The following is a 24,659-nucleotide window of genomic DNA, read 5'->3' on the forward strand; positions in this document are numbered from 1 at the left end:
TGCGGACTGTCACGTAATCGGTCGAATAAGTGATGGAGGTGACGGCGATGCTCGTCGGATACATGCGTGTCTCGAAGGCCGACGGGTCCCAGACCACCGACCTGCAACGCGACGCCCTCCTCGCCGCCGGCGTCGAGCCCGACGCCCTGTACGAGGACAAGGCCTCCGGCAAGAAGGACGACCGCCCCCACCTCGCCGCCTGCCTGAAGGCCCTTCGCGCCGGCGACACCCTGGTGGTCTGGAAGCTCGACCGCCTCGGCCGCGACCTGCGCCACCTGGTGAACATCGTCCACGACCTCACCCAGCGCGGCATCGGCCTGAAGGTCCTCACCGGCCAGGGCGCCGCCATCGACACCACCACCGCCTCCGGCAAGCTCGTCTTCGGCATCTTCGCCGCCCTGGCCGAGTTCGAGCGTGAGCTCATCTCCGAACGCACCATCGCCGGCCTGGCCGCCGCCCGCGCCCGCGGCCGCAAAGGCGGACGCCCCTACAAGATGACCCCCGCCAAGCTCCGCCTCGCCATGGCCTCCATGGGACAACCCGACACCAACGTCACCGACCTGTGCAAGGAGCTCGGTATCACGCGCCAGACCCTGTACCGGCACGTGTCTCCCACCGGGGAGCTACGTCCCGACGGGCGAAAGGTCCTCCCCGGCAACTGAACCGGCCGGCCCAGCGGCTGGTAGGCGGACACCAGCTGTGCCCTTCGTTGTCATCCCTGGTCGACTCGCCCGGGCGCGCGGCGATCGATGCCAGTCCTACACGAAGTCAAGTTCTGATAGTTTCTGCCACTTAGAGGTAGCGGCAGACCTGGTCTGGGGCGCAGGTGGCGGGGTCGGCGGTGGTGGCTGTGTCCCGCAGCTCCGCGACGGTCTGGCGCAGTGCCTGCAGATCGGCGATCTGCCGGTCGAGGTCGACCACGCGGGTGCTGAGCAGGCCGGCGACGTGTGCGCACGGGGCCTCGCCGGCGTCGCGGATGGCCAGGATCTGGCGCAGCTGGGCGAGGCTGAGCCCCGCGGTGCGGCCGCGGCGGATGAAGTCCAGCCGGCCCATCACGTCCTGGCCGTAGTCGCGGTACCCGCCCGCGGTGCGCTCTGGCGTGGGGAGCAGCCCCTGGTCCTCGTAGAAGCGCAGCGTCTTCGTCGTCGTCCCGGCCGCCGCCGCGACCTCACCGATCCGCATCCATCTCTCCTTCGTGTGCCGCCGGACTTGACCTTCCCCTGCACTGGAAGGTCCAGTCTGGTCCTGTCGCCACCTCGGCGGCAACGAGCGGGAGGGATCAGATGGGACACACCGAGGTCGACCTCGCGGTCATCGGTTCGGGTGGCGGCGCCTTCGCGGCCGCGATCGCGGCGACCAACCTGGGCAAGCGGGTCCTCATGGTGGAGCGGTCGACGATCGGGGGGACGTGCGTGAACACCGGCTGCATCCCCTCCAAGGCGCTGATCGCCGCGGCCGAGGCCCACCACGTGGCGCTGGACTCGGGCCGGTTCCCCGGCATCGCCACGTCCGCCGCCCGTGCGGACATGTCCGGGCTGGTCGGCGGCAAGCGGGCGCTGGTGGAGACCATGCGGGCGGAGAAGTACGTCGACCTGGCCGCCGAGTACGGCTGGGAGCTGCGCCAAGGCGACGCCACCTTCGCCGCCACGGCGGACGAGCCGCTGCTCGAGGTGACCGGTCCGGACGGCACGGTCGAGACGGTGCGCGCCGCGCACTACCTCGTGGCCACCGGCTCCACGCCGTGGGCGCCGCCCATCGCCGGGCTCGAGACCATCGACTACCTGACCTCGACGACGGCGATGGAGCTCGATGAGGTGCCCGACACGCTCCTGGTCCTCGGCGGCGGCTACGTCGCACTGGAACAGGCCCAGCTCTTCGCGCGGCTCGGCTCGCAGGTCACCATGCTGGTCCGCTCCCGCCTGGCCTCCGGGGAGGAGCCCGAGGTCTCCAAGGCGCTGCTCGGGGTGTTCGCCGACGAGGGCATCCGGGTCGTGCGCCGGGCGACCGTCTCGGCCCTGCGCACCGACGACGCCACCGGCGAGGTGGTCGCGACCGCCACGGTCTCGGGCGGGGTCGAGGAGTTCCGCGCCGCCAAGGTGCTGGTCGCGACGGGCCGTCGCCCCGTCACCGACGGACTGAACCTGGACGCCGTGGGCGTGAGCACCGGCGAGCTGGGCGAGGTCATCGTCAACGGCCACCTGGCCAGCACCAACCCCCGAATCTGGGCGGCCGGGGACGTCACCGGGCACCGGGAGTTCGTCTACGTCGCCGCCTCCCACGGCACCCTCGTGGTCGAGACCGCCTTCGCCGGCGCCGGCCGGGAGGTCGACTACCGCCACCTGCCCCGGGTGGTGTTCACCAGCCCCGCCGTCGGTGCGGTGGGGATGACCGAGCGGGAGGTCGTGGCCGCCGGGATTCCGTGCGACTGCCGCGTGCTGCCGCTGGAGTACGTCCCCCGCGCCCTGGTCAACCGGGACACCCGTGGCTTCGTCAAGGTCGTCGCCCACGCGCACACCGGGCAGATCCTTGGCCTGACCGCGGTCGCCAAGGACGCCGGCGAGCTGGCCGCCGCCGGCGTGTACCTCCTCGAAGCCGGCATGACCGTCGACCAGGTCGCCCACATGTGGGCGCCCTACCTGACCATGGCCGAGGGCATCAAGCTCGCCTGCCAGTCCTTCACCACCGACGTCTCCAAGCTCTCCTGCTGCGCCGCCTGACCACAACCGCCGCAGACCCGCGGCACCAATAGGAAGGGATTTCCCCGTGAACGATGAAACCAAAACCCTCACCGAGCGACTGGCCACACAGGACTCCGGCCTGGAGACCTGGCTCTGGCTGCCGCTGCTCCGCCTCCTCGCCTCCGGCGCCCCGGTCGAAGTCGCCGACCTGGCGGCTGCCACCGGCCGGCCGGCCGAGGAGGTCCGCCAGGCGCTGGCCGCTGTTCCCGACACCGAGTACGACGAGGACGGGCGCATCGTGGGTCTCGGACTGACCCTGCGGCCGACCCGCCACCACTTCGCTGTCGACGGCCGGCAGCTGTACACCTGGTGCGCGCTGGACACCCTGATCTTCCCTGCGCTCCTCGACAAAGCGGTGACGATCGAATCGCTCTCCCCGACGACGCGGACCCCGGTGCGGGTGCACGCCGGGCCGGACGGAGTCACCAAGGTGGAGCCGCCCACCGCGGTGGTCTCCCTGGTCAACCACCCCGCCGACATGTCCTCGGTGCGTTCGGCGTTCTGCAACCAGGTCCACTACTTCGCCTCCGCCGAGGACGCCCGGCCCTGGCTCGAGAGGCACCCCGACGCCGAGGTAACTGCCGTCAAGGACGCCTACCGGCTCGCCCTCGCCATGACCACGAACATGCTCGACGAGCACACCCCGGTCGGCCACGACATCCCCCGCGACACCACCGGCCAAAACTCCCGGTGCTGCTGAGCTGCTGCCACCCGGGGCCGGGGCCGGGGCCGGCCCCGGCCCCCAGCGAGGAGAGGGACCTGCGCTCTCTTCGACGGAAGAACGGGACCCGGAAATCCCTCCTCGGCACTGCTGCGCCGGGCCGGCCGCACCGCGCCGGAAGTTGGACCGGTTGCGCGCGGGCCGCGGGCCAGGGAAGGCGCGGTGCGGATCGCCAGCGCCGGCACAACGCCCTGCTCGTGACCATCGGCTACAGCTCGAGGCGCTGGAGGGCCTGGAGGTAGCCCTCGTTGTAGGTGGGGAACTGGGCGACCTGGTCCAGGAGCCGGTCCACCGGTATCTGCTCACGGACGGCCAGCGCGGCGGTGTGGATCCACTCACTGGCCTGGGGGCCGAGCGCCCAGGCGCCGACGAGCACCCGGCGGTCGCGGTCGGCGAGCACACCCAGGTGCCCGCGCGGGTCGCGTTCGTAGGTCCACGGCCTAGCGATCGCGTCAGCGAGGTCGACCTCCGTGGACGCCACCGGCAGGCCCCGGTCCCGGGCCTGCCGGCTGGTCATCCCCACCGCGGCGATCTCCGGGTCGGCGAACACCACCCGGGGGATGCCGTCGTACCGGGCCGTGCGCGACCTGCCCAGGATGTTGTCAGCCACCACACGGGCCTGGTACTTCGCGACGTGCGTGAACAGCATGACGCCGGTGACGTCTCCCAGTCCCCAGACGCCGGCGCCCGCGTGGCACTTATCGTCGACGACGAGCTCGCCTCTCTCGCCGACCTGCACCCCGACCGTGTCCAGCCCGAGGTCGGCGGTGCGTGGGCGCCGCCCGGCGCCCACGACGATGACATCGCAACGCACCTCGCCGCCCCCGTCGACTTCCACCACCGTGTCCTGGCCTTCGCGCCGGACCCGGGCGGCGGTGGCACCGGTGCGCACGTCGATGCCCTCATCCCTGACGTACCGCTCGGTGAGTTCTCCGACGCGCGGGTCCTCCCGAGGCAACAGCCGCTCAGTCTGTTCGAGGATGGTGACCTCGGCGCCGTACCGGTGCAGGAACAGGCTCAGCTCCACGCCGACGGCGCTGCCGCCGACGATCACCACGCGGTCGGGAATCTCGGTCAGCGTGGTGGCCTCGCGGTTCGTCCACACCGGCGCCTGGTCCAGCCCCTCGATGGGCGGGACGACGGGATCGGACCCGGTGGCGACGACGATGTGCTCGGCCGTCAGCCGCTGCCCTTCGACATCCACCGAGCCCGGAGCGGTGATCCGGGCGGCGCCCTTGATTACGGTGGCGCCGGACTTCTCGTAGCCGCTGACCTGCTTGCTGTCATCGAGGTGGCGGATCATGTAGTCGCGGTAGTCGCGCGTGGCCGGCCAGTCCAGCCCGGCACCGTCCACCCCCGCGGCCCGGTCGACTCCGCCCTTGGCCTCCGGAGGGCGCAACACCGTCTTGGAGGGGATGCATGCCCAGTACGCGCACTCCCCACCGATGAGCTCACGTTCAACGACGGCGACCCGCTTGCCCGCCTCCAGCAGCTTGCTGGCAACCACCTCACCCCCCGGGCCCATCCCGATGACAATGGCATCAAATCGATCATCCATCCGTTGACCTCCTCTTCAGGGGTGGCGACGTGCACCGACTCAACGGCCGGCTGCACAACGGCCCACCCTCGCACCAGCCGTCTGAAACGGTGAGCGTAAGACGCGCTAGGCCATCAGGCCCATCAGGCCTACACGTGCACCGATGGCTTCGGCCGGCGGCACCCGGCCGGCATAGGCGCAGCCGTCGTCGACACCCGAGCGGGGGAAGTGGGCCCTCTGGCGGACTTCTCCGCTGGCCATCACGTGGTGGGCGTGCGCAAGGCACTCAAGACGGAGGATGGCGAGGTCGGTCCCGAGAGAAGAGAAGCCAGAGCCCGCCAGGTGCCCCAATGACCTGCCCTGGACCCCAGTATCGCCGCTAGTGGGGCCGGGCCAGCCGATCCTGAAGTCAACTTCGGACATCCGTGCAGGCGACTCCGAACATTGACAGCGACCGCCTCGACACGCCGAGACAACATGTCGCAGAACTAGTGTCCGGAAACCCCCGGTGTCGCAGAACGCGGTCCGGGGGTTTTCGCTACCGTCGCGGCCATGGCACACGTCTACGGGTATGCCCGGGTCTCCACCACGGCGCAGAACCTCGACGCCCAGGTCGACGCCCTCACCGGCACCGGCGGCGTCGACGAGCGCGACGTCGTCGTGGAAAAGGCCTCCGGGCGCCGTGAGGACCGGCCCGAGCTCGCCCGACTGCTCGCCGGGCTACGCGAGGGAGACACGCTCGTCGTGACGAAGCTCGACAGGCTCGGCCGCTCGGCCGCGCACGTCGCACGCCTCGTGCGCGACCTCGACGACCGCGGCGTCACGCTCCGGTCGCTGTCGGAGACGATCGACACCTCGAGCGCGACCGGGCGGCTCATGGTGCACGTACTCGCCGCCGTCGCGCAGATGGAAGCCGACCTCGCCCGCGAACGCACCCTCGACGGCCTCGCGGCCGCGCGCGCCCGGGGCAGGGTCGGCGGCCGCCCGAGCGTCATGACGCCGGACCGTGTCGCGGCCGCGCGCGTAGCGCTGGCCGGCGGCCAGTCACGCGCGGCCGTCGCGCGCGCACTCGGTGTCTCCCGAGACACCCTGTACCGCCACCTCGCCACGATCACGGCTGGGGGTGCCTCATGAGCGATTCCGGTTCCGTCTTCGGCCCTGGGCCGCGTCACGATGCCTCGCCGGCCTCGCACCGGGAGTCCTCAGCTCAGTTCCTCGAGCGCGTCGCCGGGGACTACTGGCAGGCGGTGCGCGACCTCCTCGACGACTGGCTAGGCCGCGTGCCGCCACCGGAGCGGCGCGATCTGATGGGCCGCCTCCGGCGCGCAGAGGACCACACCTTCCGGGCGGCGTTCCTCGAGCTCTACCTGCACGAGTCGCTGGTCCAGTCGGGCTTCGACGTGGAGTTTCATCCCGAGGTGCCGGGCGTCCGTCGACGGCCAGACTTCCTCGCCCTCTCCACGAGCTCGACGTTCTACCTCGAGGCGCGGTCGCCGAGCACGGCCACGAACAAGCGAGCGAGTGCCGGGCGGGTTGGTGACGTCCACGACGCGCTCAACAGGGTCGACAGCCCGAACTTCTGGCTCTGGATCGATGTCGAAGCAGAGGGCGGCCGACCTCTCGCCACCAAGGGTCTACGGGCACAGCTCGAGGGCTGGCTCGCAGGCCTCGACCCGGACAGCGAGACCTCCCACGAGGAGCTGCCGTCCTACCACTGGGAGCGGGAAGGTTGGCAGATCAGGTTCCGCGCCCTGCCCAAGAGTCCTGCCGCGCGGGGGAGCGGAACCGGGCTGCGTCCCCTCGCGGTCTACGGGGGAAGTCATGCGGAGTGGGTCGACGACGCCGGCGTGCTCAAGGACGCACTGTCCGACAAGGGCAACGCGTACGGATTACCGGAACACGGCCTCGTCGTCGCGATCGGGACCTCGTTCTTCTCGCGCGACGACTTCGGCGTCAAGAACGCGCTATACGGCCCCGAGCAATGGGTGCTTGATCGCGAGGGCCGCGAGTTCGTCGAGGTCACCAGGGGACCCGGTGGGTACTTCCATGCTGGCAACGGTCAGTGGGCGCACCAGCACGTGTCCGGGGTCTTGATCGTGAACAACCTCCACCACTGCGGGATCCCCCAGCAGAGACCGACCTTCTGGGCCAACCCACAAGCGAGCCGCGAGGTGGTGGCGCTAGATGCCTGGGACGTCGTCGCGTTGCGCGACGGTCACCTCGAGCGAACGCACGCCGCCGTCGGCCACCGTGAGCTCTTCCAGCTTCCCGAACCGTGGCCCCCGGGCGAGGCGTTCCCGAAGTAGGGTCCTCGCCGTGGTGTACCCGTCGCGTCCCGTGCTCGAGGTGTTGCCGCAGTTCCGCGGTGACCTCAAGAACGGCTACAACCGATTCCAGCGCGACAGGTTCGACCGGTTCGTGGCCGAGCAGTACGTCGCGGGGCGGTCGCTGCGCGAGATCGGGGAGCTGACCGGGCGCACGCAGACGGCCGTGCGCGCCAGCCTCGACCGCACGGGCACGCCGCGGCGCGGACGGGGTGCGCAGCGCGTGTCCGAGGGGGCCCGGTGACGGCGAGCGGGATGACCTCGTCGCAGCTCGCGGCGGAGTTCGGGGTGACGCGCGCGGCGGTGAACAAGGTGTTGCGTTCGACGTACGGCCCGGCCGAGGGCGCTCGGCGGCTCCTCAACGATCAGCAGGTGGCCGAGGTGCGCGCACACTTCGCCGCGGTCGCGGCACGGCGCGCCGCCCGTGAGCAGCCGCGCACGTGCGTGGTCGAGGAGTGCGAGCGGCCGGGGATCGGCGAGCGCGGGTGGTGCACGTCGCACCGGGAGCGGTGGCGCCGGGCGGGCACGTTCGAGGCCGGCAGGCCAGGCGCGAACCAGCTCGCCAAGACGCACTGCCCCCAGGGGCACGAGTACTCGCCCGAGAACACGTTCTCGTACCCCTCGGAGCCCGGGCGGCGGCGCTGCTTCACCTGCCGGCACGGACGCCCACCCGAGCCCGCCGACAGCACGCCGGAGGCGCCTGCCGGTTGACGGCCTGAACGCGCGGGCGCGCGGGAGGGTGCCGGCGAGGCGTGAGGTCGCGGGCCGGGTGATCGTGAGGGTGTGGGCGTCTCCTTGCCGCTGTCACCGTCGGTCGCGGTCGCGGTCGCGGTCGCGCTGGCTCGGGCGGTGGAGCCTGACCCGGAGCTGGTGCGCGCGCTGGTGCAGGCGTGTGCGACGGCGTGCGCGGCGTGCGGGGCTGAGTGTGAGCAACACGCGCAGATGCACGAGCACTGCGCGGTGTGTGCGCGGGCGTGCCGGTCATGCGAAGAGGCGTGCCGGACGCTGCTGGCCGCGCCGGGATGAGCCCCGTAGAGAGCGGTCCGGCACGCTGGCAGGTACGAAGGCAAGAGTACGGAAGTCCGTCGGGCGACACCTTGGCGGGCGAGGCCTGGCGGCGCACTGCACGGTCATGTGAAGCCGACGCCCCGCCTGTCTGTGTCGCGGACTCGCTTCACGAGCGAGTCGGGGTAGCGGTCTGGGTGACGCCAGCAAGGGTGCTTCTCCTGGACGTTCATCCGATCGTGCTTTCATCCACGCGGGGCTAGGGCGTGTCTCCCAATGCGTTCGCGGCGTCGCTCGCGGTCTCTAGGCTTGCCGCCATGGGTCTGAAGCGGTGGTTCGCAGAGCGCCGAGCACGACGGTTGGCGACGCTCCCGGGCGATTGTCCCGAGTGTGGGCATCGTTGGGACGAGCATGCGGGGTCGGGCAACGACTGCGACGGGGTGTGCGGTGAGTGTGCGTACGAGCTCGAGCACGGTCGGCGGATTTCGGACGCTCCCCTGTGTCGACGGCAGTGGGTGCGGTCAGCGCAGGGCGCGAGTCCAGATGAGGCAGGCCGATAGAACGACAGCAGCGCGGTAGGTGATGGCGAGCTTGTCGTACCGGGTGGCGAGTCCGCGCCATTGCTTGGTATGCGCGAAGGAGCGTTCGACGATGTTGCGTTGCTTGTACAGCTCGGCGTCGAGGGCGGGTGGCCGCCCGCCGGCTGAGCCCTTGTGCAGGCGGGCCGCGGCGGAGTCCTTCTTCTCGGGGACGACGGCCTTGATCCCACGGGCGCGCAAGTGCTTTCGGATCGGACCGGTCGCATACGCCCGGTCTGCCAGGACGGCGTCAGGAGTGGTGCGCGGACGGCCCGGCCCGAGCCGCGGGACCCGGATGTCGGCGAGCACCTCGACCAGCATGGCGCCGTCGTTGCGCTGTCCGCCAGTGATGACCACCGCCAGCGGGCGCCCGCGCCCGTCGACGGCATGATGGATCTTGGAAGTCAGCCCGCCGCGCGAGCGTCCTATGCCGTGACCTGCAGGTTCACGCTTGCCGCCGAGCGAGCTGTAGACGAACCCGATAGGCGGGCCCGTGTGATTCGCTCCTGCCCCCTGTGTCCTGATCAGGGCGCGTCGTGTTCGTCGCGTGCTGGTGGGCGCGGTTGATCGTGGCGTCCACGCTCACGGTCCAGTCGATCTTCCCTTCGGCGTCCGCAGCCGCCAGAAGCGCAGCCAGAACCATGTCCCACGTGCCATCGTCGGCGTACCGGCGGTGTCGCTTCCAGACCGTCTTCCAAGACCCGAAGTGCTCCCGAGGCAGGTCTCGCCACGGGATTCCGGTCCGATACCGGTAGATGATCCCCTCGACCACCTTCCGGTTGTCCCAGAAGGGATGCCCACGCCGGCCCAAGCTCGACGGCAGCAGCGGCTCAATCTGCTCCCACTGCGCATCCGTCAGCGACTGAAACCAGGACGACGTCACTCGCTGAGCATGCCCCGCCTCTGCTCACGGATATGGGAGACACGCCCTAGGGCGTCTGACAGCTTCGCAGAGCGGTGCCGGTGAAGTCCGGGACGGGACGTGTGTCAGCTTGTTCGGAGGTGGTGGCGAGGCCGTTCTCCTCGATGTCAGTGATGAGCCAGTCCATCTCGGCGATCTCGCGCTTCTGAGCCTCGCTGATCTCCACCGCGAGCTCGCACACCCGGACATCCGAGATCTGTGCGCGTTCCGAGCGGGTGATGGCCAAGGAGTGGTGCGGGATCATCGCCCGCATGAACGCGGTGTCGCCGACGGTGATCTGGCTGCGGTCCAGTGCCGCGCCGCCCACCAGCAGGACGAGGCTCGCCGCGACGATCGCGATGTTGGCCTTGGTGTTCTTGTACATGTTGAGCATCCAGCCGAGCATGATCAGCCCCATGGTGCCGCCCATGGTGACGGCCATGAAGACCCGGCTTTGGCTGAAGCGGACGTGGCCCCACTCCCAGGAGCCGACGAACATCACCCAGTACATGACCACCATTGCGGTGAGGATCATCGCCGCGAACCGCAGGTACATGCCGCGCATCTGGCGTGCGTGTTGGTCGTCCTGCTTTGGCTCCTGCGAGTGCTGCTGATCGTTCTGAGCGTTGGCATCGTGCCGAGCATCCATCGAAGGGCACCTCCTTGTACGTCACGACGCAGGTTCCGGTCGTGCCGGGCTCCGTCTGAAGCGCGTGGTCGGTCCTACGGTTCATGTAGCAACCCGTCCTGGGCAGCAGGGACCCTCGACGCTACGAGCCGCTTCTGGTACTCGCAGCCAGGCAACGCTGGCCGACGCTATTTCGTAGGCTCGGTGGTTGGGGGGCGGTGCGTGACGGCGTGTGCGGGGCCATGCGTGAAGATGGAGGCACGAGTCCAGCATGGTGTGCGTGCAAGCACGACGGGTGCGCGATGAAGCATGCCGGGCGGTGCTCACCGTGCTGGGATCAGGGGCGGAGGAGCCCGGTCGTGGAACTTCTCCGGAGCGGTGGTTAGGCTTACGCGGACATGCATCTGATGGCCGCTTTCCGTTCGCTGCTCGCTGGGCGCCGGCGAGGATTTTCGGGTGCCCTGCTGATCGCCGCGCTGCTGCTGGGTGTCGTGACGATGCATGCGATGAGTGGGTCGCCCAACGCCCACTTCGGGCCGGCGGCAGCGATCATGTCCAGCGCGGATCACGACGCGGCGGCCCCCATCCACTCCCACGACTTGGCGGCTCAGGGGACGAGCGAGAACCACGAGCAGGGCGGCTGCGTCGACTGCGGCGGGCACGAGATGGCATCGGCCATGTGTCTGATGGTCTTGGTCGTGCTGCTCGCCTTTGCCCGGCCCGGCACCGGCCTCCTGGCGCGCCTGGCCCCCGTGTGGTCACGCCTCCTCGAGCCGGGCCGGGCGCGTCCTCACTACGGCTCCGCGCCGTCGCTGCATCTTCTCGGGATCTCTCGGACGTAGGAACCGCACGCCGTCGACGCTTCCGCGTCGACCGTTTCGCCCCCTTCCAGGGGCGCGTGTGGTTGCTGAGTACCGAGTTGAGAGGTCCATTCCCATGAAACTGAAGCGTGTGCTTGCGCCAGCGATCGCGCTGGTGACCGTCGTGAGTCTCGCGGCGTGCTCGAACGACGACGACCCCGGGAACGGGATGGCGTCGATGACTCCCATGGCGGAGGCCCAGGAGCGTGAGCGCTCGGGTGAGGGCGACGTGTTCAATCAGCAGGACATGATGTTCGCCCAGATGATGGTTCCCCACCACGAGCAGGCGATCGAGATGTCCGACGTCATCTTGGCCAAGGACGGCGTGGACGCCCAGATCACGGGCCTGGCGAACCAGATCAAGGACGCACAGGGGCCCGAGATCGAGCAGCTGAATACCTGGCTTGAGGAGTGGGGCTCGCCGATGCCCGAGTCCGACTCGATGGATCACGAGTCCATGGGCCACGGGTCCATGGACGGGATGATGAGCGAAGAGGACATGCAGGCCCTGCAGGACGCGCAGGGTGCCGAGGCAGGGCGGCTGTTCCTCGAGCAGATGATCGTTCACCACCAGGGTGCCATCGAGATGGCGCAGACCGAGGTGGACGAGGGCAAGCACGAGGACGCTGTCGCGATGGCGCAGCAGATCGTCGAGACCCAGCAGGACGAGATCTCCACCATGGAAGACCTGCTCGCCTCGATGTGATCCCTCCCCGCGGGGGTGCGCGTGGCTGCGCACGCCCGCGGGCCCTTGCCGAAGGACTGCCTTGATGAACCCTGCCCTGATGAGGTGGGGGAGCGGGTGGGTAGCAGCGGGAACCGTGCTGCTGTTGGCTGCCTGCACCTCCACGCCACCGCCGACGCCTACCGTCACGACGCTGGCGACCCAGGACCTGCCGGACTTTGGACACGTGCACGACGTTCAGGTCACCCAGGCCGATCACACCATCTTGATCGCGACCCATACCGGGGTCTGGACCATCACCGACCCGTTCCACGACGAGCCCGGACAGCTCGAGCGGGCCGGCGAGGGCCGCCAGGACACGATGGGCATGACGGTCGCCGTCGACGGCACCGTCTACGCCTCTGGCCACCCCGCACCCGGGGAGCAGTCGGACCTCAAGACGCCCAACCTCGGGCTGATCCGCAGCACCGACGGTGCCGCGACCTGGGAGCAGGTCTCCCTCACCGGCGAAGTCGACTTCCACGCGTTGAGCACCGCGACGACCGGTGGCGGCGCCGTGCGCGTCGTCGGTCTGGACTCGGCTACCTCACGACTGCTGATCAGCGACGACTCCGGGCGAAGCTGGACGCCTGGCGCAACCGTGGAGGCCCGCGACGTGCACGTCATGGGCGCCGCCCCGGACACCATCGTGGCCACCACACCGGCGGGACTGCAGCTCAGCCGTGACGGTGGGCGGACCTTCACCGTGGATCGGGATGCGCCGGTCCTGGCGCTCGTTGATGCCGGGCTGGGCGGGACGCTGGTCGGGATCGACCCCCAGGGCGTCGTCTGGACCGGCTCACCCGGCTCGCAGGACTGGACCGAGCACGGCACCACGCCCAGCGGTGTCCAGGCCATGACGTACGTGCCCGACGACAGCCCCGGCAACCAGCCGTGGATTCTCGTCGCCACGGACACCGGCCTGTTCACCAGCCGTGATCTGGGTGCCAGCTGGGATCCGGTGCTCGGCCAGGAGTCCGGGTGACGCCCGGCCCGCCCGAACACCACGCGCCCGACGCACAAGACCACACCAGCCGCCCCGCCCCGACCGTGCCCGCACGGCCGGGCCCCAGGGGCATTCAAACTCCTCGCGGAACGACCCGTGAGGGATCCAAGGGGGCGCCGAGCCCTGTCACCTCTTGGAGCACACCACCAACACCCGTGACAGGGACGGGGGAACCACTCAACCGGGCACCACGGTGCCCTCGGGGTGAAGCCGCACCACAGCCACCGGCGCGGCCGGGTCACTCTCCGATCCGAACCCGACAGCTCACCCCGCAGGCGCGAAGGAGAACACCATGACCGCAAGAAACCCGGGACGTCACCGCGCGTCTCGCCGGCCCATCACGCCCCTGACCCCGATCGCGCGTGCCGCCCAGGAGGCAACGGCCAGCGCCGCCCGCAGGGGCGCCTTGCTCGCCGCCGGCTCTGGCCTGCTGGTCTCGGCATTCGCCGTACCAGCAAGCGCAGCACCGAGCACCGACCACCCCAAGGTGTCCGGCGCCGACCTGAGCGCACTGACCGAGCCGGCCCGCCAGGCGCTCAGCGCCGCACCGGCGATCACCGTCTCGGCCGACGCGTCGTTCGCGATCGAGCAGGCGCCGGTGACGGTCACCCCCGCACCGGAACCCGAGCCCGAGCCCGAGCCGGAGCCGGTGCGTCAGGAGCGCGCGACACGCAGCCAGGACCGCACGCCCACCCAGGCAGAGACCAGCACCGCGCAGGGGCAGACACCCGTCGCCGCCCCGCCGTCCGCAGCCGGCTCGAGCGTGGTCAGCGTCGCGATGCGCTACCTCGGCGTGCCCTACCAGTGGGGCGGAACCACCCCGGCCGGGTTCGACTGCTCCGGCTTCACGTCCTACGTCTACGCCCAGGTCGGCATCAACCTGCCCCGCACCTCCTCCGAGCAGCGGTACGCGGGCACCGTGATCTCCCGTGAGCAGGCACAACCCGGTGACCTGGTCTGGAGCCCGGGCCACATCGGCATCTACGCCGGGGACAACATGCAGGTCGAGGCTCCCTCGCCCGGCAAGACCGTCCGGTACGGGCCGATCTGGCAGTCCAACCCGACCTACATCCGCGTCGGATGACACGCGAAGGGCCCCACCAGCCTGGTGGGGCCCTTCACCTACCCATATACCCCTAGGGGGTATATGGTGGTGGATCTGATCCCGGTCCACCGGCACGAAAGGGAAAGAGGGTCGGCCATGACGTCCCAGGGGCACCACGACGAGCACGGGCCGAGCGCGGCCCACCAGCATCACGGCGACCCGCGTCTCGTCGCCGCGCGCGACAGCGCGGCGACGCATGGGTCGCCCCACCATGCTGATCACGGTGCAGGGGACACCCATCGGGAGCGCACAGGGCCCCCCGCATCGGCGCCACACAACCACGACCAGCACCACGGCGGGCATGGCAGTGGGCACGGGGGTCATGGTGATCATGTCGGGCAGTTCCGCCGGCTGTTCTGGATCATGCTCGTTCTCGCAGTCCCGGTCGTGGCCACCTCGAGCATGTTCGCGATGGTGCTCGGGTACGAGTTGCCCGACGTGCCGGGTCTGGGCCTCATCTCACCGGTGCTCGGCACGGTGATGTACGTGTGGGGCGGGCGCCCGTTCCTCACGGGTGCCGTCTCGGAGATCCGGGCGCGCAAGCCCGGGATGATGCTGCTCGTCGGTCTGGCGATCACCGTCGCGTTCGTCGCGTCGTGGGGCGCGAGCCTGGGCCTGCTCGACCACCAGCTCGAGTTCTGGTGGGAGCTGGCGCTGTTGATCGTGATCATGCTGCTCGGCCACTGGATCGAGATGCGCTCTTTGGCGCAGACCACCTCGGCCCTGGACTCCCTGGCCGCGTTGCTGCCCGACGAGGCCGAGCGGGTCGAGGGCGACCAGGTCGTCACCGTGGCGCCCGGCGACCTGCGCGTGGGGGACGTCGTCGTGATCCGCCCCGGTGGCCGGGTGCCGGCCGACGGCGAGATCGTCGACGGCACCGCGAGCATGGACGAGTCGATGATCACCGGCGAGTCGCGCACTGTGCGACGCAGCACCGGTGAGCCCGTCGTGGCCGGCACGGTCGCAACCGACTCGGGTCTGCGTGTCCGGGTGAGCGCGGTCGGGCAGGACACCGCGTTGGCCGGCATCCAGCGCCTGGTCACCGAGGCGCAGAGCTCCAGCTCCCGCGCCCAGCGCCTTGCCGACACCGCGGCCGGATGGCTGTTCTGGTTCGCCCTGGTCGCCGCGGTCCTCACCGCGGCGACCTGGACCCTCCTCGGGCTCCCCGATGCTGCGGTGATCCGCACCGTGACCGTCCTGGTCATCGCGTGCCCGCACGCCCTGGGCCTCGCGATCCCGCTGGTGGTGTCCATCGCGACCGAGCGCGCGGCACGCGGCGGCGTGCTCATCAAGGACCGGCTCGCGCTGGAGAGCATGCGCACCGTCGACACCGTGCTGTTCGACAAGACCGGCACACTGACCAAGGGCGAGCCCACCGTGACCGCGGTCGAGACCACCGACGGCCACGACGCCGACGAGGTCCTTGCACTGGCCGCGGCCGCGGAGTCCGACTCCGAGCACCCGCTCGCCCGGGCCATCGTGCGCGCCGCGCACCACAAGGGCCTGCCCGTCGCACCCGCGCAGGACTTCCAGTCCTCCCCGGCCGTGGGCGTACGTGCGACCGTCTCGGGTCGCAGCATCGAGGTCGGCGGGCCCAACCTCCTGCACGAACGGTCCGCTCACGAGCTCGCGGTCGCCGATCAGTGGCGCGAGTCGGGCTCCATCATCCTGCACGTCCTCCTCGACGGGCAGGTCGCCGGGGCGCTGCGCCTGGCCGACGAGATCCGGCCAGAGTCCCGCGAGGCGGTGACCGCGCTGCACCAGCGGGGCGTGCAGGTCGTGATGATCACCGGCGATGCCGAGGCCGTGGCCGCCTCCGTCGCGCACGAGCTCGGCATCGAGCGGTACTTCGCCGGCGTGCGGCCCGAGGACAAGTCCGCCAAGGTCCAGCAGCTGCAGGACGAAGGCCGCAAGGTCGCCATGGTCGGGGACGGGGTGAACGACGCACCCGCGCTCGCGCAGTCGGACGTCGGCATCGCGATCGGCGCCGGGACCGACGTCGCGATCGCTTCAGCCGGGGTGATCCTGGCCAGTGACGATCCTCGCTCGGTGCTGTCGGTGATCGAGCTGTCGCGCGCCAGCTACCGCAAGATGAAGCAGAACCTGTGGTGGGCCGCCGGCTACAACCTCATCTCCGTCCCGCTCGCCGCCGGCGTGCTCGCTCCCGTCGGCTTCGTCATGCCGATGTCCGTCGGCGCCCTGCTCATGTCCGCCTCGACCGTCGTCGTCGCTCTCAACGCCCAGCTCCTGCGGCGCCTGGACCTACGCCCCGAGACCAGCACCCGGGCCATCCTCGGAGAGGCCAGCACGGGCACCGCGACCGAACGGCAGGACGCGAACGCATGAGCGATCAGTCTCCTAGCGCCCGCGCGCAGAAGCCGGCGCGCGGCGCGCGGCGCGTCGTCCCCGGTCTCACGGCCTGTCGCCTGTGCGCCGGCGAGACCCTCGGTCAGGCAGACACCCACCCCGGTGGTCAGCTCGAACGCGTGTGCGCCATCGCGGCCAGCGGCGACGCACGCCTGACCGTCGTGGACTGCCTCGACGCCTGCGAACGCGGCGACGTCCTCGTCGCCCGACCCGTGCCTGCCGTGCGCGCCGCGCAACCGCCGATCTGGTTCGAACGCCTCGCGGGCGACGGGCTCACCACCGAGCTGCACAGCTGGCTTCGAGCAGGCGGGCCCGGCGTGGCGCCCCTCCCTGCCCGACTGAGCACTCACGTCATCCATCCGCAGCAGCCGCTGTCCGCCGAGGAAGCGCTCACCCGCGCGGACGCCAGCATCGGGGCGTAGCACGGCGGGCAACACGTGGAAGGTTGCTGGGGGAACCGGTGTGGGACGAGATCGACCTGGCGGCGGCGCGAGCGTGTGCCCGCGCCCTCGTCGAGGGCGCCGGCAGGAGTCCACCGTGCGCCCGTCGAGTGTTGATGTGGTGCTCTCGTTGCCTGGACGGGAGGCAGTGACCTAGTCTGGTGGTAGCTCGCTGCAGTAGCGGCGGGAAGTGAGCCCGAGACCCTTCCGGACGGTTGTGGCGCTCGGGCTTCGCGCTTTCTACAGGTCGATGACTTCCTCGATGAGCGGCTGGGCGCGCCGGCGCCAGTCCCCGCCCCGGGCGTATGCCCAACCGACGGCGTCGGGCACTGCGAGAAGCGGTTCCTGGGCAGCGCGCTGGTGCTGGTAGCGCAGGGTTTCGGCGCAGCCATGGGCCCGTGTGAGCGTCGCGAGTTCTCGCCGATCTCGGGCGTCGAGGGTCTCGTCGGACTCGAGACAGAGCATCATGTGACCGTCTCGGGCGATGTCGGCGACCAGGCGGTCCAGGCAGTGACGTCGGCGGTCGAGGTCGGTCTTGAAGCCCGTCCCCGCCTGGTAGATGGTCGCTCTGAATCCGTGGCGTTCGAGCTCGGTGAGGATGACTCGGCGGCGCCCGTCTCCCTCGCTCTTCATGTGAAGCCGGCGTTGCCCCGGTAGGACGAGTGTTCGGATGGTCTTGCGCGCGGCCACGAGGTCGTGTGGTGCGACGACGCTGGCGATGAGGAGGTAGTCGCGGCTCTTCGACTCGTCGACGAACACGTGGCCCGTCAGCGCTCGGCCCTCCGCGCAGTAGTCGTTCTCAGGCGGGGGCCAGGGGCGGCACCGCGGCGCCCGGGTACTGCCGCCGAGAGAAAGCCGCGTCGACGGGCGGCGGCGACCCAGTCTCGAACCGTGGCTTCTGGACGATCGAAGTGCTGGGCGAGACGCCTGGTGAGACCGGTGCCAGCGGCGGCTTCCCTGAGGTAGGCCCGTGCCACCTCGTCGAGCAGCTCATCGGACAGCTCGGGTCGACCTCGCCGTGTCTCGGCGGCGGCCTTGTTCGCGGATTCGAGCACTCGCACCTCCTGAGCGGTGAGCTCATCCGGGGTGCGCCAGCTGCCCATGAGGACCTGGATCCCTTCTTCACGCCAGTCGTCCTCGGCCAAGGCCTTCTGCGCTTCGGCCAGGATCAGGCCGAGCGGGATCCTCCGCAGCAGGTCGCTGGTGACGAGGGGCCGTTCGCTGTGCTGCTCCTCCTCGCTGACTTCGTCGCCCTGCACGGTCTCGTCGTCCTCGTCGTCGGTGTAGCCCCAGCGGGAGCGAAAGAGCTCGAGCTCAGCGATCTCGAGCCCGCGACCGCGGTTGATGAAGACCCCATAGACGAGCACCGGTAGCTCGACGCTCGTGTAGAGGAAGTCACTGACGTACCCCGGTCCGCGGGAGCGCTCCTTCATGTACAGCTCGAGCCGATAGCGCGGCCAGGTGGACTCGTCGTCAGGGTCGACGTCGCCAGGCTCTCGCTCACGCGCGACGTTGACGAACGACTGCTTCCACAGATCGAGGAGTTGTCGCATCCGGTCGCGGTCGTAGGACAGGTCGCGAACCAGGGGGTGATCGGCGCGAAGGCGTCGCTCGCCTTCGGGCGCGTCCGGGTTCTCGAAGTCCTCAGCTGTGAACTCGTCCCTGGGCGCCATGCCTTCGAGCATAGGCGCGACGGTCCGCGAACCATCGCGTTAAACCGTCCGACTTTCGCCGCGCGACATCTCGTACGGGTGGCGGTCGCGCGCTGCGTACGGGTGCTGGATGGCCTCTTCGTGACTCGCTAGACGCGCTCGCTGAGCTTCCGGAGATGACGGGTCAGCGGGACTTGAGCATGGTGATGAACTCGTCGGCCATCGCCAGCTTGGCGGCGAGATCTGCACGGCGTTGCTCGGCGACGTCGAGGTAGGTGGTGAGCCGTCGGGGCAGTTGTGCGTCGTTGTCTCCGCTGGCGAGGCGGTCGGAGATCTCGAGCAGGTCGGCCATCTCTTCGAGGGTGAATCCGAGTGGCTTCATGCGTCGTACGACGAGCAGTCGCTGGACGTCCTTCTCGGTGTAGAGGCGGAAGCCTCCGTCGCTGCGGGCAGAGGGTGGGACGAGGCCGACCTCGTCGTAGTGGCGAAGGGTGCGTAGGGACAGGCCGGTGCGCGCCGCGACGGCGCCGATGTGCAAGGTGGCCGGTTCGCCTGGGTCGGTCATACGGACAGTGTCTCGTGGACGGGGTGAGTCGTCGCCAGGTCCTGTACGCGGGAGAACGGCTGCTCGTTGGGCTGGGGTTCGAGGATCTCGGGCGGCAGCGGTCGCTCGTGGAGGATGGTGAGACGGCTGACTGCTCGGGTGAGCGCGACATAGAGGTGGCGCAGCCCGACCCCGGGCCGGGAGTGCCCGCCCGTGGCCGGAGCCGCTACCACGGCGGCCGGTTCGATGACGACGACGTGGTCGTACTCGAGGCCCTTGGCGAGGTCGGCCTGGACGAGCTCGACCCGGTCGTGCGACGGGAGCACGGGGCGCAGGAGCGCGAGGTCGGCAGCGGTCGCGATGACCCCCACGAGCCCTTCCTCATCGAGCGCCGCGAGGACGGTCGCGTGAACCTCTCGGACGAGGTCGTCGGTATGGACGACGTCCGTGGTGCCGTCGGTGCGGACGGAGCGGGTGGGTGAGACCGGAACGCCGAGGTGCGGCAGGATCCGGTTGGCGAGCTCGAGCACCGTTGCCGGGACGCGGAATCCGGTCGTGAGCTCGGTGCGCTCGGCGTCGGGGCGATCCAGGTGGTGCATCTGCGTCGGCCAGTCGCGGGCAGCCCAGGCGGTGGTGCCCTGGGCGAGGTCGCCGAGCACCGTGAGCGCCCCGGTCCGGCAGCGCCGGGCGAAGGCGCGACACTGCATGGGGGACAGGTCCTGGGCCTCGTCGACGACGACGTGCCCGTAGGTCTGGTCGGTGTCGCGCGGGACGAGATGGGCCTGGAGCTCCTCGAGCACGAGCGCGTCGGCCGGGCTGAACCGGAAGACACCCCCAGAGCGGCGCAAGAGCTCGGCCTCGTCGTCGGTCAGCAGGTCGGCGCAGGCGCGGGCACGGAAGTCGTCGTCCGTGTAGAGCTTGCGCAGCACCTGCTTCGCGGTGAGGCGTGGCCAGACCTGGTCGAGAGTCTGCTTGAAGCTGGGGTGACGCCGGATCTCGGCGGTGAAGCGGCTGTCCGGGGTGCGGTGATACCGCTGCTCATGCTGGCGCAGGACCTGGTGGAGGAGGGTGTGCTCGAGAGTCTTGCGCGCGCTGTTCCAGGTGCGCGACGTCGCCCGCGTGCGGTCGATCGCGCGCGAGACGTCGTCTGGTTCGAAGGTCCAGCGTGTGCCGGCGTGGGTGATGACGACCGGGTCGTGCAGCTGCCCGACGTGGCTCCAGACGGCGCGCTGGCACACGGTAGCCATGCGGGCGTCGTGCTTGATCAGCGCGGTCTGGAGCGAGTCGCTGCCGGGGGCCGAGCCCGCGCCGGTCAGGTCGTCGACGGTGGTCTGACGCACGGAGGCCTCCCCGAGGGCGGGTAGGACGGCGGAGATGTAGCGCAGGAAGCCGTCGTTGGGTCCGACGACGAGCATCGGGTGGGCGCGGAAGTGACGCGGGTAGGTGTACAGGAGCCAGGCGGCACGGTGTAGGCCGACGGCGGTCTTGCCGGTTCCAGGGGCGCCTTGGATGCATAGGGAGGCGTCGGGGCCGCGGCGGATCAGCTCGTCCTGCTCGGGCTGGATGGTCGCGACGATGTCGCGCATCGGACCGGTGCGAGGTCGTTCGATCTCGGCGGCGAGCAGATCGGAGTGCACCTCTTGGCCGCGGCGCAGGTCTTCGTCCTCGAGGCTGGTCAGGGTGGTTCCCTGGAACCCGAACCTGCGCCGGCGCAGGACCTCGAGGCGGTGGTGCGCCGAGGCACGGTAGAAGCGCTCGGCGATGGGTGCACGCCAGTCGATGACCAGGGCGGTCGAGGGGTCGTCCTCGTCGCGGACGTGGCGCCGGCCCAGGTGGTAGTCCTCGCCGGAGTCGAGCCACAGGCGGGCGAAGAACAGCGGCACGTCACGGTGCGCGAGGTCCTCCAGGCGGGTGTCGCGGTACTGCGCGATGGAGAACGCGAGGCTGTGGTCGGGCCCGGCGTCGTCGGCGTAGCGGTTCTTCTTGCCCTCGAGGTAGTCGGCCTGGAAGGTGTCGACGGCGTCGAGGGTCGCGCTGCGCATGGCGTCGATCGCGGCGCGGGCGCGGTCGTGGTGGCGGGCCTCTGACCGGAGCCTGGGGTCGTCGCTGTGGGGCACAACCTTCCTTCCGCAGTGAGCCTGATGGTGGGTGTGTGGGGGGAGGGCGGGTGGTCTCAGCGGCTGTGGTCGGGGCTCGTCGCGGCCGGGACGTGGTGCGGGGGGAGCGGGTGGCCGTGATCCGTCCATCGGGCTATGGCCGGGGCGTCGCAGTGCTCGCACACGAGGGTGGGTTGGCGCCCGACTTGGGAGGTGACCGAGGCACGGCCGAGGGCCAGGACGGAGCGGTAGGTGTGGCGCACGTCGGCCGACCCGCAGGTGGCGCACCGGGGGGTCTCGTCGCGCGGCCAGGTGTGCCCGCACGTGCTGCAGGTCAGCTCGATCCCGTCCGGGCCCGGGGATCCGTGCAGCGCCTCGTGCTCGCCGCACGCGGGGCAGCTGAACTCCCTGGCCACGTCAGACGCCGTGGGCAGGTCCGGCAGGTGCAGCCACAGCTCGCGCAGGTCCTTGAAGCTGCGATCGGGCAGCCGCTGCAGGGAGGCGATCACGTGCTCGCTCGCGCCGCCGTCGCGGGCATAGGCGACGAGCTCGTCGTGGGTGGCGGGTCCGTACTGGAACAGGTCGCCGACGGCGTCAGCGAGCTGCAGGCGGGTCGTCAACGGGTCTCCTGCGGGGCGGGTGCGGTGAGGTCGAAGCTGCACCACACGGTCTTGGTCCGTTCGTGGGCGCGTACTCCCCAGTCCGTCGCGAGGCGCTGGACCAGGTGCAGGCCTCGCCCGCGGGGGTTGTCGGGGTCGCGTCTGGTGGGCAACGTCACGTGGGGGGAGTGGTCGCAGACGGCGAGCGTGACCACACGGTCTTCGATCGTGACCCTGATCCATGCTGGCGGGGCAGCGTGCTCGAGGGCGTTCGCGACAAGCTCGGACCCGGTCAAGATGAGTCGCGCCTGATGTGGCTCGGGCACGTCGTGGTCGTTGAGCACGGTTCGTAGCCAGGTGCGGGCTCTGGCGAGCTCGCTCAGGGAGGATCCGAGATTCAGGCGCTCGGTATGGGCGGGGCGGCGGACGAGGATCATGCGCCGGTGCCGCCGAGCACGAGTGGGCGCTCGGTGATCCAGGCGATGGCACCGGAGACCTCGTTGACGCGGCGGGTGATCTTGACGACCTCGCGTGCGGGCACGCGGTACTGCGACCGCCACACCCCGGGTGTCTGCGGGGTCTCGAAGATGATGTCGCGGCCGTCGTCGACGGCGCGCATCGCGCTGACCTCGACGGTCTGGTGGACGGTCTCAACACGGAAGAGCGGCATCTAGCCTCCTGGTTCGAGGGCGACCGAACTGTCGCACCATATCTCTACCGTTACGTGAGTGTATGCCTCTCCCGGGCTTCTGTGAAACGCCCGGATCACAGGGGTACCGTCCTCTCGTTGCGGTAGGGTGTCGTGGTCGAACGGAGAGGTGTCATGGGGTTGAACCACAAGCAGATCGGTGAGGTCGCCGAGCGCACCGGTCTGTCGTTGCGCACGATCCGGTACTACGAGGAGGTCGGGCTGATCACGCCGTCGGCGCGTTCGCACGGCGGCTTTCGCCTGTACACCGAGTCCGACATCGCGCGGCTGATGCTGGTCAAGCGCATGAAGCCGCTGGACTTCTCCCTGGAGGAGATGCGCGACCTGCTCTCGGTGCTCGACGACCTCGAGCGCGACGACGTCGAGGCGTCGGTGCGCGAGGCCGGCCTAGACCGCTTGAGCATGTACGAGACGGCCGCCGAGGAGCGGTGCGCGAGTCTGCGCACGCAGCTGGAGACGGCGCAGGAGTTTGCCGGCAGCCTGCGCCGAGAGGTGCGTCGTCAGCGTCAGGTGGTGAGCCGGTCCCGGTGAGCGCACCGACTCTGGACCTCTCGCCGGTCGAGGTGCAGGCTGCCCGCCGGCGCAGCATCGCGGTCATCTCTCACCCCGACGCGGGCAAGTCCACGCTCACCGAGGCGTTGGCGTTGCACGCGCGGGCGATCGATCACGCGGGTGCAGTGCAGGGCAAGGGCGAGCGCGCTGGCGTGGTCTCCGACTGGCTGGAGATGGAGCAGAAGCGTGGCATCTCCATCACGTCGGCCGCGCTGCAGTTCGCCTACGGCGACGTCGTGATCAACCTGCTCGACACCCCGGGGCACGCCGACTTCTCCGAGGACACCTACCGCGTGCTGACCGCGGTCGACGCCGCCGTGATGCTGCTGGACGCGGCCAAGGGGTTGGAGCCGCAGACGCTCAAGCTGTTCGAGGTGTGCCGGCGCCGCGGGGTGCCGGTCATCACGTTCGTCAACAAGTGGGACCGCCCCGGTCGTGAGGCGTTGGAGCTGTGCGACGAGCTGGAGCAGCGCATCGACCTGCGCCCGGCCCCGATCACGTGGCCGATCGGCGAGGCGGGACGCTTCCTCGGTCTGCTGGAGCGGGCGAGCGGGCAGGTGCGCACCTACCGGCGCGCGCCCGGGGGCGCGACCCTCGCCGAGGAGGACCTGCTCTCCCCGGAGGCGGCCGTCGACCAGCTGGGCCAGGACCACGTCGACGCGCTGGAGTCCGTGCAGCTTCTCGACCCGGTCGACCGTGAGTCGTTCCTGGCTGGCGTGAGCACGCCGCTGCTGTTCGGCGCGGCGCTGACCAACATCGGGGTGCGCCAGCTCTTGGACACGATCGTCGATCTCGCTCCAGCACCTGGCGCCCGACCGGGGGTCGATGGCACGTCGCGCGAGGTGAGTGAGGCGTTCAGCGGGTTCGTGTTCAAGATGCAGGCCGGGATGGATCCTCAGCATCGCGACCACGTCGCGTTCGTGCGTGTGTGCTCCGGGGTGTTCGAGCGCGGCATGGTCGTCACGCACGAGCGCACCGGTCGACCGTTCGCGACCAAGTACGCGCTGTCGGTCTTCGGGCGCGAACGCACCACTGTCGAGCAGGCCTATCCCGGGGACGTCGTCGGGCTCGTGAACGCCAGCTCGTTGGCCGTGGGCGACACGGTCTACGACGCCGTCGGCCGACCGGTGCGCTTCCCGCCCATGCCGATCTTCGCCCCCGAGCACTTCGTTGCCGCTCGCGCGGCCGACCCGGGCCGGTCCAAGCAGTTCCGCAAGGGCATCGCCCAGCTCGAGCAGGAGGGCGTGGTCCAGGTCCTGGTCTCCGAGGCCCGCGGTGACGCCAACCCGATCCTGGCCGCCGTCGGACCGCTGCAGTTCGAGGTCGCCGCGTTCCGCATGGAGCACGAGTTCTCCGCCCCCGTCATCGTGGACCGGCTCGACCTGTCACTCGCGCGCCAGGTCGCTCCTGAGCACCTGGGTACCGTCGAGACTCACCGCGGGGTGGAGATCGCGCGCCGGGGCGACGGGACCCCGCTCGTACTGCTGCAAGACGTGTGGCACGCCCGCTCGTTCGAGCGAGCTCACCCCGACATCCCGCTGAATCCGCTCGTCGCGAGCGGCACCTGACCCGA

Annotated in this window: 27 protein-coding genes and 1 riboswitch; of the genes, 16 read left to right on the forward strand and 11 right to left on the reverse strand. The window is 70.2% G+C overall.

Going from position 1 to position 24,659, the window contains the following annotated elements; translation table 11 throughout:
* Positions 1 to 47: 47 nt before the first annotated feature.
* Entirely contained in the window at positions 48 to 662 is a 615-nt protein-coding gene (locus ACI769_RS17145; protein WP_061269054.1) for a recombinase family protein, read from the forward strand.
* 130 nt (positions 663 to 792) lie between these two features.
* On the opposite strand, the gene ACI769_RS17150 is transcribed toward ACI769_RS17145, so the two are convergent.
* On the reverse strand, positions 793 to 1,182 hold the full coding sequence (locus ACI769_RS17150) for a heavy metal-responsive transcriptional regulator (RefSeq protein WP_061269037.1): 390 nt from the start codon (positions 1,180 to 1,182) through the stop codon (positions 793 to 795).
* A gap of 101 nt (positions 1,183 to 1,283) precedes the next feature.
* Between ACI769_RS17150 and merA the strand changes: the two genes are divergently transcribed.
* On the forward strand, positions 1,284 to 2,717 hold the full coding sequence (gene merA / locus ACI769_RS17155) for a mercury(II) reductase (protein WP_061269038.1): 1,434 nt from the start codon (positions 1,284 to 1,286) through the stop codon (positions 2,715 to 2,717).
* Between the two features lie 46 nt (positions 2,718 to 2,763).
* The gene (gene merB / locus ACI769_RS17160) at positions 2,764 to 3,438 is read left to right on the forward strand and encodes an organomercurial lyase MerB (protein WP_061269039.1); all 675 of its coding nucleotides are present in this window, start codon (positions 2,764 to 2,766) and stop codon (positions 3,436 to 3,438) included.
* Between the two features lie 229 nt (positions 3,439 to 3,667).
* On the opposite strand, the gene ACI769_RS17165 is transcribed toward merB, so the two are convergent.
* Positions 3,668 to 5,017: an NAD(P)/FAD-dependent oxidoreductase gene (locus ACI769_RS17165; RefSeq protein WP_061269040.1), complete on the reverse strand. Its 1,350-nt coding sequence runs from the start codon at positions 5,015 to 5,017 to the stop codon at positions 3,668 to 3,670.
* A gap of 531 nt (positions 5,018 to 5,548) precedes the next feature.
* On the opposite strand from ACI769_RS17165, the gene ACI769_RS17170 reads away from it, so the two are divergent.
* The 5 genes from ACI769_RS17170 to ACI769_RS17190 all read left to right on the forward strand — a co-directional run bounded on the left by ACI769_RS17170 (position 5,549) and on the right by ACI769_RS17190 (position 8,346).
* The gene (locus ACI769_RS17170; protein WP_211934250.1) at positions 5,549 to 6,130 is read left to right on the forward strand and encodes a recombinase family protein; all 582 of its coding nucleotides are present in this window, start codon (positions 5,549 to 5,551) and stop codon (positions 6,128 to 6,130) included.
* Positions 6,131 to 6,243: 113 nt separating this feature from the next.
* Complete coding sequence (locus ACI769_RS17175) at positions 6,244 to 7,302, forward strand: hypothetical protein (RefSeq protein ID WP_211934251.1); 1,059 nt, start codon at positions 6,244 to 6,246, stop codon at positions 7,300 to 7,302.
* Positions 7,303 to 7,312: 10 nt separating this feature from the next.
* Entirely contained in the window at positions 7,313 to 7,564 is a 252-nt protein-coding gene (locus tag ACI769_RS17180) for a helix-turn-helix domain-containing protein (RefSeq protein ID WP_211934252.1), read from the forward strand.
* Positions 7,565 to 7,575: 11 nt separating this feature from the next.
* Positions 7,576 to 8,031 (forward strand): hypothetical protein, encoded by a 456-nt coding sequence (locus ACI769_RS17185; protein WP_211934253.1) that lies wholly within the window; start codon positions 7,576 to 7,578, stop codon positions 8,029 to 8,031.
* 231 nt (positions 8,032 to 8,262) lie between these two features.
* Positions 8,263 to 8,346, forward strand: coding sequence for a four-helix bundle copper-binding protein (locus ACI769_RS17190; RefSeq protein ID WP_409142040.1), 84 nt, complete (start codon positions 8,263 to 8,265; stop codon positions 8,344 to 8,346).
* A 500-nt stretch (positions 8,347 to 8,846) separates the two neighbouring features.
* Here the strand turns inward: ACI769_RS17190 and ACI769_RS17195 are convergent.
* Positions 8,847 to 9,786 (reverse strand): IS5 family transposase gene (locus ACI769_RS17195; RefSeq protein WP_244985820.1). Its coding sequence is split into 2 segments (ribosomal slippage): positions 8,847 to 9,416 and positions 9,418 to 9,786, totalling 939 coding nucleotides; the frame shifts between segments, so codons are not numbered across the junction.
* Positions 9,787 to 9,832: 46 nt separating this feature from the next.
* A complete protein-coding gene (locus ACI769_RS17200; RefSeq protein ID WP_409142026.1) occupies positions 9,833 to 10,453 on the reverse strand; it encodes a DUF305 domain-containing protein in 621 nt (206 codons plus the stop codon).
* A 377-nt stretch (positions 10,454 to 10,830) separates the two neighbouring features.
* On the opposite strand from ACI769_RS17200, the gene ACI769_RS17205 reads away from it, so the two are divergent.
* The 6 genes from ACI769_RS17205 (at position 10,831) to ACI769_RS17230 (ending at position 16,916) form a co-directional block, all read left to right on the forward strand.
* Positions 10,831 to 11,274: a DUF6153 family protein gene (locus tag ACI769_RS17205; RefSeq protein ID WP_211934255.1), complete on the forward strand. Its 444-nt coding sequence runs from the start codon at positions 10,831 to 10,833 to the stop codon at positions 11,272 to 11,274.
* 94 nt (positions 11,275 to 11,368) lie between these two features.
* A complete protein-coding gene (locus ACI769_RS17210) occupies positions 11,369 to 11,998 on the forward strand; it encodes a DUF305 domain-containing protein (protein WP_409142027.1) in 630 nt (209 codons plus the stop codon).
* Between the two features lie 115 nt (positions 11,999 to 12,113).
* Positions 12,114 to 13,001 carry a F510_1955 family glycosylhydrolase gene (locus ACI769_RS17215; RefSeq protein WP_211934257.1) on the forward strand — a complete coding sequence of 296 codons (888 nt, stop codon included), beginning with the start codon at positions 12,114 to 12,116 and terminating at the stop codon, positions 12,999 to 13,001.
* A 155-nt stretch (positions 13,002 to 13,156) separates the two neighbouring features.
* Positions 13,157 to 13,315, forward strand: a riboswitch (cyclic di-AMP (ydaO/yuaA leader).
* Between the two features lie 194 nt (positions 13,316 to 13,509).
* Positions 13,510 to 14,106: a C40 family peptidase gene (locus ACI769_RS17220; RefSeq protein ID WP_338031574.1), complete on the forward strand. Its 597-nt coding sequence runs from the start codon at positions 13,510 to 13,512 to the stop codon at positions 14,104 to 14,106.
* A gap of 117 nt (positions 14,107 to 14,223) precedes the next feature.
* Positions 14,224 to 16,473, forward strand: coding sequence for a heavy metal translocating P-type ATPase (locus ACI769_RS17225; RefSeq protein ID WP_211934309.1), 2,250 nt, complete (start codon positions 14,224 to 14,226; stop codon positions 16,471 to 16,473).
* Positions 16,470 to 16,916, forward strand: coding sequence for a hypothetical protein (locus ACI769_RS17230; protein ID WP_211934259.1), 447 nt, complete (start codon positions 16,470 to 16,472; stop codon positions 16,914 to 16,916). The genes ACI769_RS17225 and ACI769_RS17230 overlap by 4 nt, the downstream gene beginning before the upstream one ends.
* 258 nt (positions 16,917 to 17,174) lie before the next feature.
* Here ACI769_RS17230 and ACI769_RS17235 read toward each other — a convergent pair whose 3' ends face one another.
* From ACI769_RS17235 to ACI769_RS17265, 7 genes are all read right to left on the reverse strand, one after another.
* Positions 17,175 to 17,693, reverse strand: coding sequence for a hypothetical protein (locus tag ACI769_RS17235; protein WP_244985821.1), 519 nt, complete (start codon positions 17,691 to 17,693; stop codon positions 17,175 to 17,177).
* A gap of 8 nt (positions 17,694 to 17,701) precedes the next feature.
* Entirely contained in the window at positions 17,702 to 18,619 is a 918-nt protein-coding gene (locus ACI769_RS17240) for a hypothetical protein (protein ID WP_244985822.1), read from the reverse strand.
* Between the two features lie 151 nt (positions 18,620 to 18,770).
* Complete coding sequence (locus ACI769_RS17245) at positions 18,771 to 19,151, reverse strand: MerR family transcriptional regulator (protein WP_211934260.1); 381 nt, start codon at positions 19,149 to 19,151, stop codon at positions 18,771 to 18,773.
* The gene (locus ACI769_RS17250) at positions 19,148 to 21,172 is read right to left on the reverse strand and encodes a HelD family protein (protein WP_409142028.1); all 2,025 of its coding nucleotides are present in this window, start codon (positions 21,170 to 21,172) and stop codon (positions 19,148 to 19,150) included. Before ACI769_RS17250 ends, ACI769_RS17245 begins: the two co-directional genes overlap by 4 nt.
* A gap of 131 nt (positions 21,173 to 21,303) precedes the next feature.
* Positions 21,304 to 21,846, reverse strand: coding sequence for a DUF2795 domain-containing protein (locus tag ACI769_RS17255; RefSeq protein WP_211934262.1), 543 nt, complete (start codon positions 21,844 to 21,846; stop codon positions 21,304 to 21,306).
* On the reverse strand, positions 21,843 to 22,262 hold the full coding sequence (locus ACI769_RS17260; protein WP_211934263.1) for an ATP-binding protein: 420 nt from the start codon (positions 22,260 to 22,262) through the stop codon (positions 21,843 to 21,845). The genes ACI769_RS17255 and ACI769_RS17260 overlap by 4 nt, the downstream gene beginning before the upstream one ends.
* A complete protein-coding gene (locus ACI769_RS17265) occupies positions 22,259 to 22,495 on the reverse strand; it encodes a hypothetical protein (protein ID WP_211934264.1) in 237 nt (78 codons plus the stop codon). Before ACI769_RS17265 ends, ACI769_RS17260 begins: the two co-directional genes overlap by 4 nt.
* Positions 22,496 to 22,648: 153 nt before the next feature.
* Between ACI769_RS17265 and ACI769_RS17270 the strand changes: the two genes are divergently transcribed.
* Together ACI769_RS17270 and ACI769_RS17275 are read left to right on the forward strand one after the other, a co-directional pair.
* On the forward strand, positions 22,649 to 23,065 hold the full coding sequence (locus tag ACI769_RS17270) for a MerR family transcriptional regulator (protein WP_211934265.1): 417 nt from the start codon (positions 22,649 to 22,651) through the stop codon (positions 23,063 to 23,065).
* Positions 23,062 to 24,654 carry a peptide chain release factor 3 gene (locus ACI769_RS17275; protein WP_211934266.1) on the forward strand — a complete coding sequence of 531 codons (1,593 nt, stop codon included), beginning with the start codon at positions 23,062 to 23,064 and terminating at the stop codon, positions 24,652 to 24,654. The genes ACI769_RS17270 and ACI769_RS17275 overlap by 4 nt, the downstream gene beginning before the upstream one ends.
* Positions 24,655 to 24,659 lie beyond the last annotated feature (5 nt).

Origin of the sequence: Cellulosimicrobium sp. RS (assembly GCF_046159675.1) — a bacterium.
Lineage (GTDB): Bacteria > Actinomycetota > Actinomycetes > Actinomycetales > Cellulomonadaceae > Cellulosimicrobium > Cellulosimicrobium funkei.

Excerpts from the sequence above, each read along its gene's own strand:
- ACI769_RS17145 (WP_061269054.1), top strand. The coding sequence starts at position 48 with ATGCTCGTCGGATACATGCGTGTCTCGAAGGCCGACGGGTCCCAGACC.
- ACI769_RS17150 (WP_061269037.1), bottom strand. The coding sequence starts at position 1,182 with ATGCGGATCGGTGAGGTCGCGGCGGCGGCCGGGACGACGACGAAGACG.
- merA (WP_061269038.1), top strand. The coding sequence starts at position 1,284 with ATGGGACACACCGAGGTCGACCTCGCGGTCATCGGTTCGGGTGGCGGC.
- ACI769_RS17165 (WP_061269040.1), bottom strand. The coding sequence starts at position 5,017 with ATGGATGATCGATTTGATGCCATTGTCATCGGGATGGGCCCGGGGGGT.
- ACI769_RS17170 (WP_211934250.1), top strand. The coding sequence starts at position 5,549 with ATGGCACACGTCTACGGGTATGCCCGGGTCTCCACCACGGCGCAGAAC.
- ACI769_RS17185 (WP_211934253.1), top strand. The coding sequence starts at position 7,576 with ATGACCTCGTCGCAGCTCGCGGCGGAGTTCGGGGTGACGCGCGCGGCG.
- ACI769_RS17190 (WP_409142040.1), top strand. The coding sequence starts at position 8,263 with ATGCACGAGCACTGCGCGGTGTGTGCGCGGGCGTGCCGGTCATGCGAA.
- ACI769_RS17200 (WP_409142026.1), bottom strand. The coding sequence starts at position 10,453 with ATGGATGCTCGGCACGATGCCAACGCTCAGAACGATCAGCAGCACTCG.
- ACI769_RS17205 (WP_211934255.1), top strand. The coding sequence starts at position 10,831 with ATGCATCTGATGGCCGCTTTCCGTTCGCTGCTCGCTGGGCGCCGGCGA.
- ACI769_RS17210 (WP_409142027.1), top strand. The coding sequence starts at position 11,369 with ATGAAACTGAAGCGTGTGCTTGCGCCAGCGATCGCGCTGGTGACCGTC.
- ACI769_RS17225 (WP_211934309.1), top strand. The coding sequence starts at position 14,224 with ATGACGTCCCAGGGGCACCACGACGAGCACGGGCCGAGCGCGGCCCAC.
- ACI769_RS17230 (WP_211934259.1), top strand. The coding sequence starts at position 16,470 with ATGAGCGATCAGTCTCCTAGCGCCCGCGCGCAGAAGCCGGCGCGCGGC.
- ACI769_RS17240 (WP_244985822.1), bottom strand. The coding sequence starts at position 18,619 with ATGCTCGAAGGCATGGCGCCCAGGGACGAGTTCACAGCTGAGGACTTC.
- ACI769_RS17245 (WP_211934260.1), bottom strand. The coding sequence starts at position 19,151 with ATGACCGACCCAGGCGAACCGGCCACCTTGCACATCGGCGCCGTCGCG.
- ACI769_RS17250 (WP_409142028.1), bottom strand. The coding sequence starts at position 21,172 with ATGCGCAGCGCGACCCTCGACGCCGTCGACACCTTCCAGGCCGACTAC.
- ACI769_RS17260 (WP_211934263.1), bottom strand. The coding sequence starts at position 22,262 with ATGATCCTCGTCCGCCGCCCCGCCCATACCGAGCGCCTGAATCTCGGA.
- ACI769_RS17265 (WP_211934264.1), bottom strand. The coding sequence starts at position 22,495 with ATGCCGCTCTTCCGTGTTGAGACCGTCCACCAGACCGTCGAGGTCAGC.
- ACI769_RS17270 (WP_211934265.1), top strand. The coding sequence starts at position 22,649 with ATGGGGTTGAACCACAAGCAGATCGGTGAGGTCGCCGAGCGCACCGGT.